This window comes from Streptomyces sp. NPDC102259 (assembly GCF_044766465.1).
Lineage (GTDB): Bacteria > Actinomycetota > Actinomycetes > Streptomycetales > Streptomycetaceae > Streptomyces.
In genome coordinates, this window is record NZ_JBIWMA010000006.1 from 299,123 (window position 1) to 311,849 (window position 12,727).

The 12,727-nt window shown below is 69.4% G+C and carries 12 protein-coding genes, 1 tRNA gene and 1 pseudogene; 9 read left to right on the forward strand and 5 right to left on the reverse strand.

Annotation, left to right across the window (positions count from 1 at the left end; genetic code table 11):
• Positions 1-495: 495 nt before the first annotated feature.
• Both ACIRPU_RS17775 and ACIRPU_RS17780 read right to left on the reverse strand, forming a co-directional pair.
• A pseudogene (locus tag ACIRPU_RS17775) lies at positions 496-1,848 on the reverse strand (protein kinase); the annotation flags it as partial.
• A gap of 159 nt (positions 1,849-2,007) precedes the next feature.
• On the reverse strand, positions 2,008-2,556 hold the full coding sequence (locus ACIRPU_RS17780) for a DNA-binding protein (RefSeq protein ID WP_020130633.1): 549 nt from the start codon (positions 2,554-2,556) through the stop codon (positions 2,008-2,010).
• Between the two features lie 180 nt (positions 2,557-2,736).
• Between ACIRPU_RS17780 and ACIRPU_RS17785 the strand changes: the two genes are divergently transcribed.
• Positions 2,737-2,809 (forward strand) — tRNA-Ala (locus ACIRPU_RS17785).
• An 84-nt stretch (positions 2,810-2,893) separates the two neighbouring features.
• On the opposite strand, the gene ACIRPU_RS17790 is transcribed toward ACIRPU_RS17785, so the two are convergent.
• Complete coding sequence (locus ACIRPU_RS17790; protein WP_403867808.1) at positions 2,894-3,598, reverse strand: DUF5324 family protein; 705 nt, start codon at positions 3,596-3,598, stop codon at positions 2,894-2,896.
• A gap of 331 nt (positions 3,599-3,929) precedes the next feature.
• On the opposite strand from ACIRPU_RS17790, the gene ACIRPU_RS17795 reads away from it, so the two are divergent.
• Complete coding sequence (locus ACIRPU_RS17795; RefSeq protein WP_403867811.1) at positions 3,930-4,463, forward strand: peptidylprolyl isomerase; 534 nt, start codon at positions 3,930-3,932, stop codon at positions 4,461-4,463.
• A gap of 145 nt (positions 4,464-4,608) precedes the next feature.
• Positions 4,609-5,499, forward strand: coding sequence for a rhomboid family intramembrane serine protease (locus ACIRPU_RS17800; RefSeq protein ID WP_403867813.1), 891 nt, complete (start codon positions 4,609-4,611; stop codon positions 5,497-5,499).
• Between the two features lie 277 nt (positions 5,500-5,776).
• Here ACIRPU_RS17800 and crgA read toward each other — a convergent pair whose 3' ends face one another.
• A complete protein-coding gene (gene crgA, locus ACIRPU_RS17805) occupies positions 5,777-6,031 on the reverse strand; it encodes a cell division protein CrgA (RefSeq protein ID WP_054242100.1) in 255 nt (84 codons plus the stop codon).
• Positions 6,032-6,342: 311 nt separating this feature from the next.
• Here crgA and ACIRPU_RS17810 point away from each other — a divergent pair, with 311 nt between their 5' ends.
• The 6 genes from ACIRPU_RS17810 to ACIRPU_RS17835 are packed head-to-tail and all read left to right on the forward strand — an operon-like array spanning position 6,343 to position 10,452.
• Positions 6,343-7,056 (forward strand): DUF881 domain-containing protein, encoded by a 714-nt coding sequence (locus tag ACIRPU_RS17810; RefSeq protein WP_403867980.1) that lies wholly within the window; start codon positions 6,343-6,345, stop codon positions 7,054-7,056.
• A gap of 33 nt (positions 7,057-7,089) precedes the next feature.
• Positions 7,090-7,767: a class E sortase gene (locus ACIRPU_RS17815; RefSeq protein ID WP_403867983.1), complete on the forward strand. Its 678-nt coding sequence runs from the start codon at positions 7,090-7,092 to the stop codon at positions 7,765-7,767.
• A 52-nt stretch (positions 7,768-7,819) separates the two neighbouring features.
• Positions 7,820-7,981, forward strand: a complete 162-nt coding sequence (locus ACIRPU_RS17820; protein WP_107095631.1) for a hypothetical protein — start codon at positions 7,820-7,822, stop codon at positions 7,979-7,981.
• Complete coding sequence (locus ACIRPU_RS17825; protein WP_384118072.1) at positions 7,978-8,616, forward strand: aminodeoxychorismate/anthranilate synthase component II; 639 nt, start codon at positions 7,978-7,980, stop codon at positions 8,614-8,616. Before ACIRPU_RS17820 ends, ACIRPU_RS17825 begins: the two co-directional genes overlap by 4 nt.
• Complete coding sequence (locus tag ACIRPU_RS17830) at positions 8,613-9,668, forward strand: class E sortase (RefSeq protein ID WP_403867817.1); 1,056 nt, start codon at positions 8,613-8,615, stop codon at positions 9,666-9,668. Before ACIRPU_RS17825 ends, ACIRPU_RS17830 begins: the two co-directional genes overlap by 4 nt.
• A gap of 22 nt (positions 9,669-9,690) precedes the next feature.
• Entirely contained in the window at positions 9,691-10,452 is a 762-nt protein-coding gene (locus ACIRPU_RS17835) for a class E sortase (RefSeq protein ID WP_403867820.1), read from the forward strand.
• Between the two features lie 141 nt (positions 10,453-10,593).
• Here the strand turns inward: ACIRPU_RS17835 and pknB are convergent, their stop codons facing one another.
• Positions 10,594-12,573 carry a Stk1 family PASTA domain-containing Ser/Thr kinase gene (pknB, locus tag ACIRPU_RS17840; RefSeq protein WP_403867822.1) on the reverse strand — a complete coding sequence of 660 codons (1,980 nt, stop codon included), beginning with the start codon at positions 12,571-12,573 and terminating at the stop codon, positions 10,594-10,596.
• Between the last annotated feature and the right edge of the window lie 154 nt (positions 12,574-12,727).

The following is a 12,727-nucleotide window of genomic DNA, read 5'->3' on the forward strand; positions in this document are numbered from 1 at the left end:
GGGGGGATGCGGAGCGGAGGGCTCCGGAGGTACGGGGTAGGAGAGGGAGCCGGGCGCCGGCTGAGGGGGCGGCAGGTGGAAGCTGCCGGTGTCCGACATGGAGGGAGAGGACGCGGGGGCGGAGGTGGCCGACCGTGGCGTCGGATGTGCGGGCCGACGTGGGTCGGTAGGCGTGGAGTCCGGGTGCTGCCGTGGGTCGTCCGACACGGAGCCCGGGGCGTGGCCCGGCGCGGACGGTACGGCTCCCCCGCCCGACCACGCCGACCACGCCGATCCGGCACCGGTACCAGTACCGGCACCGGAACCAGCACTGGCACCAGCACCGGCATCGGTGCCTATGCCTACGTCGCCGCCAGTGCCCGAGTCCGTGTCGGTCCCCGCCCCCGTACCCGTGCCCGTGCTCGCGCCCGTACTCGTGCCTGTACCCGTTTCCGTGCCTGCGCGGGCTGGACCATCAGGCGCTCCGTCCGGCCGGGAGGGCAGGCCGCTTGTGCCCGGGTGGGCAGCAGCGGTGGCCGCCGTCGGCCCGGAGGGCAGGGATCCGCTGCCCGCAGGGACGGCACCGGGGGCCACTCCCGGACGGGCGGGCGGCGAACCGGTGCCCGGGTCGGCTGCCCAGGGCGGGCTGGCCGGTAGGCCCGAACGCGGTGCGGTGCCGCGACCGGCCAACTCGGGTGGGGTGTTCGGGCGCCCCGGGTCAGACGGGCCGCCCAGGCCCCCGGAAGCGGGAGGGCTGCCCAAGCCACCGGGAGCGGGCGGACTGCCCAGGCCGTCCGGTGCGGGAGGGCTACCCAGTCCCCCCGGGCCGGAAGGCGCCGCGCTCAGGCCCCCCGGATCGGAAGTCGTGCTCAGGCCCCCCGGATCGGGAGTCGTGCCCAGGCTGCCCGGCTCGGGTGGGGTGTTCACGTGGTCCGTGTCGGAGGTGGTGTGCGGGCGTGCGGTCGGGGAGTTGGGGGGCCTTGGTCGTTTCGGTGGGCCTTCGGGGCCGAAACCCGGCGGCAGGGAGCCGAGTTGGTCGAAGATCTCGATCAGCTCGTCGTCCGGGCCGGGCTCGGCCAGGAGCTCGGCGGCCGCCGCGAGCGCCTTGCGCGCCCCCGTGGCCGTACGGAAGCGTGCCTGCGGGTCCGGCTGGAGCAGAGTGGCGACCACCTGCCACAACGGCTCCGGAACGCTCTTGGGGGCGCCCGGGGTCCCGTGCTCGGCGAAGTACTGGACGAGCGCCTTGGCGTCCGGCTTGGCGCCCTCCAGCAGATACAGCGCGACCAGGCCGACGGCGAACAGGTCGGCGGGGAAGTCCGGTTCGGCGCCCATCATCTGCTCGGGCGCGAGGTAACCGGGCGTTCCGACCACGAGGTTGGTCTCGGTCAGCCGGGGTTCGCCCAGCCGCATCGCGATGCCGAAGTCGGAGAGCCTGAGGCGCGGCCGGGCGGTACCGGTGGCCTCCAGCAGGATGTTGGCCGGTTTGATGTCGCGGTGCACGACACCCTCCGCGTGGACCGCGGTGAGCCCGGAGAGCAACTGGTCGAGCAGGGTGCACACGAAGACCGGGGGCAGCGGGCCGTAGTCGCCGACGAGATGGACCAGCGAACCGCCGGCCACCAGGTCCATGGTGAACAGGACCTTGTCGTCGTCGGCGGCCCAGCTGGCGGGCGCGAGCACATGCGGGTGGTCGATCCGCAGCGCCTGCTCGCGGACGAAACGCAGCAGCGCGTGCGCGTCGCTCTGCTGGAGCACCTTGGCGGCCACGTAGCGGCGGCGGCGGTGGTCCCAGGCGCGCCAGACCGCGCCGACCCCTCCGCGGCCGATCGGGTCGGCCAGTTCGTACCGTCCGGCGAAGACCTCACCCATGGCTGTGCGTCGCTCCTCCCCCTGGTCCCGCTCGGGTCTCCCCCTCTGCTTCCCCCGCGATGAGCGATACGACCCCCGTGTGCCGCGCTGTGTCGTGATGCCCCCCGGAACCGCCGACTGCCCGGCTGCCGAACCCCCTTCGGCGACCGGGCCGAGGGCTCAGTTCTGGTGGGACTGGTAGTGCGTGACCGCGTCGGAGGTACGGCCGGCGCCGTACACCCGGAGGAACTCTGCCAGTTCCGGGTGGGTCGGGGCGAGAGTGTCGGCGGCGTCGATGATGTCGCCGGCGGCGGCCACCGAGCGCAGCAGGGACTGGATCTCGCGGACGACCCGCTTGACCGTGGGCGCACCCGAACCGCTCGTCGTCTGTGTGGTGTTGCTGAGCACCGAGCCCCCCTGGGACCGCTTGATCTCGTCCATGCGCTCGGTCGCCTCGGCGGCGCTGACGCTGCCGTCCGCGACCTGTGCCGCCAACTCCTGGAGCAGCTGCACCCGCTGTACCACCGCCGGGTTGCCGATCTTCGCCCGCTGACCGCTCATCAGCTGCGACAGCATCGGCGCCGAGAGGCCCAGTACCCCAGCGAGACGAGCCTGGTTGAGGCCAAGATCGTCGATGAGCTTACGGAAGAGCGCCCCCAGCGGCTCCCCGTACCAGTTCCGCTGGAGTTCCCGCGCTCTCGCGGTCGCTTCCTGCTGTGCGGCGTCCATTGCGTCTCCCCATCGCTTCCCCAGAAACCGCGGTTCGCTCCAGCGAACCGCGTCCGAGCATCTTACGGAGAGTGGTCATCCGCGGGGACCCCCCATCTTTTTGCGAGATACCCCGGGTGACCCGGTACTCTGGTCTGCGGCGCCCGCCGGTACGAGGTTTTCCGGCCGGACGTCTCTTGCGGGGCCTTAGCTCAGTTGGTAGAGCGCTGTCTTTGCATGGCAGATGTCAGGGGTTCGACTCCCCTAGGCTCCACCTACAAGACCCCGCCCACCTGCGGAAACGCAGGTGGGCGGGGTCTTTTTTGTGAGATACGGGCGAAGGTCGGCCGCGGGCCGCTCAGCTGCGGTCGTCGCGGTTCGCGGCCTCCTCCTCGGCCTCCTTGGCCTGTACGTCGGCGTCGAGGACCGACGGGTCGCCGCTGCCGTCCACCGAGGCCAGACCGCCCGAGGCGGGTACCTCCGTGGCCGCCGGCGGCTCGACCAGCCAGTCCGGGTTCGCCTGCTTGTCCCACCACTTCCAGGCCGCGTAGGCACCGCCGGCGACGGCACCGAGGACGATCAGTGCCTTGGCGAGCTTGCCCGCCTTGGCCCGCCGCCGGTGCTTGCGCGTCAGCTTCTCGATCTCCTTCGGCGTCACCTGGCCGCGCAGAGCGGCCAGCGCGGCGACGCCTCGGGCGGCGGCCTCGTCCTTCACGGGCCCGGCCGCGGCCACGGCCTGTTCGATCCTCGGCCGGGAGTAGTCGGCGGCCTGTCGTGCGACCAGCCGGGTGCGGGCGGCCGCTTCCTGCGCGGCCAGGTCTACCTTCGGCGGGACATGTGTCTTCGCCTGCTCCAGACGCGGGGCGACGTGGGCGTCGTACTGCACGCGGGCCTGTTCTGCGGCCAGCGACACCTTGGGCGCGAGCCGTACACGGGCCTCATGCGCGTAGAGCGCGGCCCGTTCCTTGGCCGTGTCGGCGTAGGGCGCCACCACTTCCGCGGCGTGCAGCACGCTGTCCTTCGCCGAGCCGGTCGCGGCGCGCACGCTGTCGATGCGGGTCACGGGTTCCTCCTCCTCGGTGGCGTACGGTATTTCGACTTTCCACCCTTTTACGGATCATGCCTGTCAATGGCCGTCCCGGCATGCGTGGACGGGCATACGGGTGCTGATCACATGCGATAGGGGACGGATCGGAGCAATGGCAATAGAGGGTCGACAGGGCGACAAAGCCGACGATGCCACGGATCGGCGTCGCCCGCTCCCGTCCCGGACGAGTCGGATGCTTTTCTGTACCCGTAACGACGGTTCCGATGCGGGAACGAGCCGTCGGGCTGTGTCCGCCCCTGACCGTGCGAGGATCTGAGGGTCACAGAGAGACAACGGAAGGCACACCGTGGCCGAGCACCTGTACGCCACCTTGCAGACCAACCACGGCGACATCGAGATCCGGCTGTTCCCGGACCACGCTCCGAAGACGGTCAAGAACTTCGTCGACCTCGCCACCGGCGAGCGTGAGTGGGTCAACCCGGAAACCGGCGTGCGGTCCACGGAGAAGCTGTACGACGGCACGGTCTTCCACCGGGTGATCAGTGGGTTCATGATCCAGGGCGGCGACCCGCTGGGCAACGGCACCGGCGACCCGGGCTACCAGTTCGAGGACGAGTTCCACCCCGACCTGCGCTTCGACAGGCCTTACCTGCTGGCCATGGCGAACTCCGGGCCGGCCACCAACGGCTCGCAGTTCTTCATCACCGTCTCCCCGACGGCCTGGCTGAACCGCAAGCACACGATCTTCGGCGAGGTCGTCGACCCGGCCGGTCAGAAGGTGGTGGACGCCATCGCGACGACCCGGACCAACCCGCGCACCGAGCGTCCGCTGAAGGACGTCGTCATCGAGTCGGTCGTCGTCGAGAGCCGCAAGAGCTGAGGCGACGCCCCGGCCGACCCTCGGGAACCAAACGCCCTGCTCGTCCGTAAGGATGAGCAGGGCGGTTCCTTTCCGACCACGCCGACTCCTCGGATACTCGGACACTCCGACAACGACGATGCGGACGACTTACTTGGGGGAGCCCATGGACCAGGCGCCTGGCAGCCGGCAGGACGACGCGCAGAGCGGCCTGCCCGTCTGTTACCGGCACCCCGACCGGGAGACCGGCATTCGCTGCACCCGTTGCGAGCGCCCGATCTGCCCCGAGTGCATGGTCAGCGCCTCCGTCGGTTTCCAGTGCCCCACCTGCGTCCGCGAGGGCTCCGGGACGGGTCACGCGCCCAGTGCCTCGCAGCCCCGCACGCTCGCGGGAGGCGTCGTCACCGCCGATCCCCGGCTGCTCACCAAGATCCTCATCGGGATCAACGTGGCGGTGTTCCTCGCCGTGCAGGTGCGGTCCTCGTTGCTGGACAGCCTGGTGCTGTTGGGCCAGTGGCCGCCGGCCCCCTTCAACCCGACGGAGGGTGTGGCCGAGGGCGAGTGGTACCGCATGGTCACCTCGATGTTCACACACGAGGCTCCCTGGCACCTCGCCTTCAACATGCTGAGCCTGTGGTGGCTCGGCGGCCCGCTGGAACAGGCTCTCGGCCGGGCCCGCTACCTGTCGCTCTACCTGGTCTCCGGCCTCGCGGGCAGTGCCCTGGTGTATCTGCTCGTCCCGCCCGGCACCGCGACCTTGGGCGCCTCGGGCGCGATCTTCGGCCTGTTCGGCGCGACGGTCGTCCTCATGCGCAGGCTGCGACAGGACATGCGCCCGATCATCGCCCTGCTGGTGATCAACCTGGTCATCACCTTCGGGTGGAGCGGCATCTCCTGGCAGGCCCACATCGGCGGCCTGGTCGCCGGTGTCGTCATCGGCGTCGGCATGGTCCACGCCCCCCGTGAGCGCCGGGCCCTCGTCCAGTTCGGGATCTGCGGCCTGATGCTGGCGATCGTCGTGGTGGTGACGCTCCTGAGGACCGTCCAGCTCACCTGAGCGCGCCGTTGTCCACAGTCTGTGGCGAATCTTGTGCACAACGTGCGGGAACAGCTGTGCCCCCTGCCATCGACCTGCGTTTGCACAGGTCAGGCAGGGGGCGAACACTCTTTCGAGTGAAGGTGGCAGCCGGTAGTTACGTCACACCGGCGTCAACCTTCGATGAGTTATCCACAGATCGTCTTTCTTTTCCCCATGTGGAAAACTGCTGTGGATAACTCAGGGGATAGTCCTGGGCAGAGCTACTCGCCCCGCCCCGTCCCCGCTGCTGCGACCGCTACTTCCACTGCGTGGAGACGCCGAATCCGGCCGCGATGAACCCGAAGCCCACGACGATGTTCCAGTTGTCCAGCTTGTCGATGGGCAGGGAGCCGTCGGTGACGTAGAAGACCACGATCCAGGCGAGCCCGATGAGGAACATGGCCAGCATCACCGGCGCGACCCAGGCACGGCTGTTTAGCTTGATGGCGGTCGCCTGCTTCGCCGGGGGCGGCGTGTAGTCGGCCTTCTTGCGGATACGTGACTTCGGCACGAGGGTCTCTCCTGTCGATGCGCTGCGTGGCCGCGCAGGTGCTGGATCGGGCTCGGGGGCTGCGTGCCAGGGGACTGAAGGGCTTTCCCGGGCGTCCGTTAGCGTAGTGCTTCTACGGCGCCGAAGGAGATAAGGGTACGTTGAGCAATTCTGCCGACTCCCCCCGGACGGGTACAACGGGTTCCGCCCCCGATCCCGCCCGTGTTCCCGCTCCCGAATCCGCCCTTCAGCCCTCCGCGGCCGATTCTCCGGCTTCCTCCCAGTCCACGCCTCCCGTCTCCTCGCCCGACCGGCGGGGCGGTTTCCGGCCGGTGCGGGTGCTCACCGTGGGTGTCTTCGCCCTCGCCGGCCTCCTCTTCTTCACCAGCTTCACCACGGCCAAGGGCACCAACATCCGCACGGACGCCTCCCTGCTGAGGCTGTCCGACCTCATCCAGGAACGCAGCCAGAAGAACGGCGAGCTGGACGAGACCAACGGGGTCCTGCGCGACGACGTGGAGTCGCTGGCCGAGGCCGACGACGGCAGCACCCAGGCCCAGGACGACAAGCTCGCGGGACTGGAGAAGAACGCCGGGACCCAGAAGGTCAAGGGCAAGGCCATCACGGTCACCCTCAACGACGCCCCGCCGAACGCCACCGCCAAGCTCCCCGGCTACCCGGAGCCGCAGCCCGACTACCTGGTCATCCACCAGCAGGACCTCCAGGCCGTGGTGAACGCGCTCTGGCAGGGCGGCGCCCAGGGCATCAAGGTCATGGACCAGCGGTTGATCTCCACCAGCGCCGTGCGCTGTGTGGGCAACACCCTGATCCTCCAGGGCCGCGTCTACTCGCCGCCGTACAAGATCCAGGCGGTCGGCGACCCGGAGAAGCTTCAGCAGGCGCTCGCCGAAGCCCCGGCGATCCAGAACTACATGGTCTACGTGAACGTCTACGGGCTCGGCTGGAAAGTCACCGAGGACGGGGCGGTGACTCTGCCCGGCTACTCGGGCACAGTGGATCTGCACTACGCCAAGCCTGTGGGGTAGTGGAGCAGCGGCCGCCGGGGGGCGCCTGTGTCGGTGCGGGTGATCGTCAGGACGTTCAGCGAGCTGTGCCTCACCGTCGGCACCGTCATCGTCCTCTTCGTCGTCTACGTGCTGTTCTGGACCGGTGTGCAGGCCGACCGCGTCATGGGCGACCAGATCGACGACCTCCACGACCAGTGGGCGCAGGGGACCGTGAGTCCCACGCCCAGCGCGAGCGCCACCGCCCGGCCGGCGCCGTATCGCAGCGGCAAGCCCTTCGCGGTGATGTACATCCCACGTCTTGGTTTCACGTGGAACAAGCCGGTGCTCGAGGGCACGGCGACCGGCACCCTGAAGAAGGGGCTGGGGCACTACGCGGGCAGCGCGCGGCTCGGGCAGACCGGGAACTTCTCCGTCGCCGGTCACCGCCGTACCTATGGCGACCCCTTCAAGGACTTTCCCGAGCTCAGGCGGGGGGACTCGGTGGTCCTGACGGACGGGACGACCTGGTTCACCTATCGGGTCGACAAAGGGCCTTACAAAACCGTGCCCTCGGACGTCGAGGTGATCGACGCTGTGCCACGTAAGTCGGGGTATACGCGTCCGGGCCGGTACCTGACGTTGACCACGTGCGATCCGGAATGGGGGCACAGTCACCGGCTGATCGTCTGGGCGCACCTGGACTCCACACAGCCCGTGGAGGCAGGCGAACCGAAGGCCCTGCGCCGTTAGTCTGGTGGCGTACGGCGTGAGTCAGGTGCCGTGATGCGACGGAAGGGACGGCATGTACGGCTGGATCTGGCGGCATCTGCCGGGAAACGCGTGGGTCAGGGCGCTGATCTCGATCATGCTGATCGTGGCCGTCGTGTACGCGCTGTTCCAGTACGTCTTCCCGTGGGCCGAACCGCTGCTTCCCTTCAACGATGTGACGGTGGACAACCAGTGAGCGCGCGCATCCTTGTCGTCGACAACTACGACAGTTTCGTCTTCAACCTGGTCCAGTACCTGTACCAGCTGGGCGCCGAGTGCGAGGTCCTGCGCAACGACGAGGTCTCCACGGCGCACGCCCAGGACGGGTTCGACGGAGTGCTGCTGTCCCCCGGGCCGGGTACGCCCGAGGAGGCCGGCGTCTGCATCGAGATGGTCCGGCACTGCGCGGCCACCGGTGTCCCCGTCTTCGGCGTCTGCCTGGGCATGCAGTCGATGCAGGTGGCGTACGGCGGTGTCGTGGACCGGGCGCCGGAGCTGCTGCACGGCAAGACCTCGCTGGTGGAGCACGAGGGCAGCGGCGTGTTCGCCGGCCTGCCGACCCCCTTCACGGCGACCCGCTACCACTCCCTGGCCGCCGAGCCGGCGACGGTCCCGGCCGAGCTCGAGGTCACGGCCCGTACGCACGACGGGATCATCATGGGCCTGCGCCACCGTGAACTGCCCGTCGAGGGCGTCCAGTTCCACCCCGAGTCGGTGCTGACCGAGCACGGGCACCGGATGCTGGCCAACTGGCTGGTGGAGTGCGGCGACCAGGGCGCGGTGGCGAGGTCGGCGGGGCTCGCCCCGGTGGTGGGCAGGGCCACGGCGTGACCGCGCTGCGCCCCGAGCGCGAGGACTCGTACGGCACCGCGCCGTACGAGTCGTTCGGCGGTGATGCCTACAGGGCAGGCCCTCACGCGGGGGAGCCGTACCAGCCGCCGATCGACGAGGAGACGGTGGCGCTGCGGATACCGCCGGCGTCCATGTTCGGAGGCGGCCCCATATCCGCTTCTGGCGCCTCAGCGGCCTCTCCCGCCCCTGGAACCCCGGCGGGCGGTCGAGCGGCCCGCAGAAAGGCCGCCAAGGGCCGCCATGGCCGTCACGGTGGCCCGGGCGAGGTGTCCGAGTCGTACAACGGGGCCGACGCGCCGCCGCAGGACGAGCGGCCGCTGTCACGCGTCGAGGCGCGCCGTCGGCAGCGGGCCCGCAAGCCGAGCGCCGCCGTGGTCGCCAGCCGGGCGGTCGGCGAGGTGTTCATCACCACGGGCGTGCTGATGCTGCTCTTCGTCACCTACCAGCTGTGGTGGACGAACGTGCGGGCGCACGCGCAGGCGGACCGGGAGGCCAGCAGCCTCCAGGACGACTGGGCGAACGGCAAGGGCGCCCCCGGGGTGTTCTCGCCCGGGCAGGGCTTCGCCATCCTGCACATCCCGAAGCTGGACGTGGTGGTGCCGATCGCCGAGGGCGTCAGCAACAAGAAGGTGCTCGACAAGGGCATGGTCGGGCACTACGGCGAGGACCCGCTGACGACGGCGATGCCCGACGCGAAGACCGGCAACTTCGGGCTCGCCGGCCACCGCAACACGCACGGCGAGCCGTTCCGGTACATCAACAGGCTTCAGGCGGGCGACGACATCGTCGTCGAGACGCAGGACGAGTACTTCGTCTACAAGATGACGTCCTCGCTGCCGGTGACCGCGCCCAGCAACACGAGCGTCCTCGACGCCGTGCCGCCGGACTCCGGATTCACCGGGCCGGGCCGGTACATCACCCTCACCACCTGCACCCCGGAGTTCACCAGCAAGTACCGGCTGATCGTCTGGGGCAAGATGGTCGAGGAACGGCCGCGCAGCAAGGGAAAGCCGGATGCGCTCGTCGAGTAGGCGTGCAGTCGAGTAGGGGCAGATGAACGTGGCAGCGACCACCGGCGACACCGAGCACGAAGAGCACGCGCGCGTGGACGCGTCCGATCCCGCCCCGCCGCGCCGCGGGGGCGGCCGGATCGCGGCGGCCGTCAGCGTCTTCGGCGAACTCCTCATCACGGCGGGCCTGGTGCTCGGCCTGTTCGTCGTCTACTCCCTGTGGTGGACGAACGTCGTGGCCGACCGGCACGCGCACCGGCAGGGCGACAAGGTGCGCGACAACTGGGCCCAGCAGGACAGCGGTCCCGGGGCGCTCGACACCAAGGACGGCATCGGCTTCCTGCATGTGCCCGCGATGAAGAACGGCGAGGTGCTGGTCGAGAAGGGCACCTCCTCGAAGATCCTCAACGACGGCGTCGCCGGCTACTACACCGACCCCTTCAAGGCCGTTCTCCCGACGAGCGGCAAGGAGGGCAACTTCACGCTCGCCGCCCACCGCGACGGCCACGGCGCGAAGTTCCACAACATCGACAAGCTGGAGAAGGGCGACCCGATCGTCTTCGAGACGAAGGACGACTGGTACGTCTACAAGGTGTACGCGGTCCTCCCCGAGACCTCGAAGTACAACGTCGAGGTCCTCGGCCAGATCCCCAAGGAGTCCGGCAGGAAGAAGGCCGGCCACTACATCACCCTGACGACCTGCACGCCGGTGTACACGAGCCGGTACCGGTACGTGGTGTGGGGGGAGCTGGTGCGTGTGGAGAAGGTGGACGCGGACCGGACGCCGCCGAGGGAACTGGGCTAGCCCGGGGGCTCGGACCGATCCCCTGGGCTGGCCGGGGGCTCGGACCGAGCTCGTACAAAGGCGTGGGCCCCACCGGACGTATCCGGTGGGGCCCACGCTCTTGCCGCCCGCTGTGTGCGACTGACCGTCCTCTGGGTGCGGCTAACCGCTGGTCCCGCCGAAGAAGGTGGTTCCGCCGTTGTTGCCGCCGTTGTTGCCACCGTTCTTGAAGGCGACCAGATTGACCGTCTGGCCCTTGTTGACGGTGCTGCCGGGGGCCGGGTCCGAGCTGATGACCTGGGCGTCGTCGTCCGAGTTGCCGGTGATGTTGCCGACGGTCAGACCCGCGTCCTGGAGCGCCTTCTTGGCGTCCTTGACGCTCAGGCCCTGGAGGTTGCCCGGGACCTGGGTCTGGGTGCTCTTGCCGATCTGGATCTGGACCGTGGAGCCCTTGTCGGCCTGGGAGCCGATCGCCGGGACGGTCTGGATGACCTTGCCGACCTGGTTCTGGTCCTGGGTGTCGACCTCGACGCAGTTGCCCTTGAGGTCGTTCTGCTCCATCTGCGCCTTGGCCTCGTCGCAGCTCTTGTTGGAGACGTCCGGGACGGTGGCCTTCTCCTCGGCCTTGGCGATGGTGAGGGTGATGGTGGTCCCCTTCTCCACCTCCTTGCCGAGCTTCAGGCTCTGCTCCAGGACGGTGCCCTCCTCCTCGGTGGACACCTGCTGCTTGGTCTCGACGACGAGCCCGTACTGGTCGCCTTCCAGGAGCGCCTTGGCGTCCTCCAGGCTCTTGCCGAGGACACTCGGCACGGCCACCTTCGGCGCGCCGGTCGACACGACGAGGTTGACGGTGGAGTCCTTGTCGACCTTGGTCGCGGCGTCGGGGTCCTGGTCGCAGATCTTGCCCTTGCTCTGGTCCGCGCAGGGCTTCTGGGTGACCGTTCCCAGCTTGAGGTTGCTGTTGGTCAGCTGTTTCTCGGCGTCGGCCTGGACCTGGCCGACCAGGTTGGGCACGGCCACCGACTCGTTGTTCACGCCGCCGCTGAACACCCACTTGCCGATCAGCACCGCGCCGACGAGCACCAGCACGGCGGCGACGACCAGCAGGATCGTCGAGGCGTTGGACTTCTTCTGGCGGCGCCGGTCGGGGCGGTCGTCATAGCCGTAGCCGCCGTCGTCCGGGTTCATGGGCGGCAGCATCGACGTGGCCCCGGCGTCCGCGGAGCGCATGGCCGTGGTCGCCTGGTCGTCGCCGTAGCCGCCGTAGCCGACCGAGCCCATCGCCGCCGTCGCGCCGACCGGCTGGCCGTCGAGGCAGGCCTCGATGTCCAGACGCATCTCGTCGGCGGACTGGTAGCGGTAGTTCGGGTCCTTGACCAGCGCCTTCAGGACGATGGCGTCCATCTCGGGGGTGATCTCGGGGTCGAAGACGCTCGGAGGCTGCGGCTCCTCCCGGACGTGCTGGTAGGCCACGGCCACCGGGGAGTCCCCGACGAACGGCGGGCGTACCGTCAGCAGCTCGTAGAGCAGACAGCCCGACGAGTACAGGTCGGAGCGCGCGTCGACCTGCTCGCCCTTGGCCTGCTCCGGCGAGAGGTACTGGGCCGTGCCGATGACCGCCGACGTCTGGGTCATCGTCATCCCGGAGTCGCCCATCGCGCGGGCGATGCCGAAGTCCATGACCTTGACCTGGCCGTTGCGCGTCAGCATGACGTTCGCCGGCTTGATGTCGCGGTGGACGATGCCGGCTCTGTGCGAGTACTCCAGGGCCTGGAGGATGCCGATGGTCATCTCCAGCGTCCGCTCCGGCAGCAGCTTGCGGCCGGAGTGGAGCAGCTCACGGAGCGTGGAGCCGTCGACGTACTCCATGACGATGTACGGGATCGAGACCCCGTCGATGTAGTCCTCGCCCGTGTCGTAGACCGCGACGATCGCGGGGTGGTTGAGCGAGGCGGCAGACTGGGCCTCCCGGCGGAACCGGGCCTGGAAGGAAGGGTCGCGCGCGAGGTCCGCGCGCAGCGTCTTCACCGCCACGGTGCGGCCGAGACGGGTGTCATGAGCGAGATAGACCTCCGCCATGCCACCACGACCGAGCACGTGGCCCAGCTCGTACCGGCCGCCGAGGCGACGCGGCTCTTCCATAGCTACCTACCAGCCCTCTCCGTCGGTCCCGACCGGCACACGTGTGCGGCCGGAGGCTGCCGTCCGGGCATACCGTACCCGGACGGCGCTGTGTGACCTGGCCAAGCCCGTCACCCGATACAGGACCGGTATCGCAACGTGCACCGATGTGTAG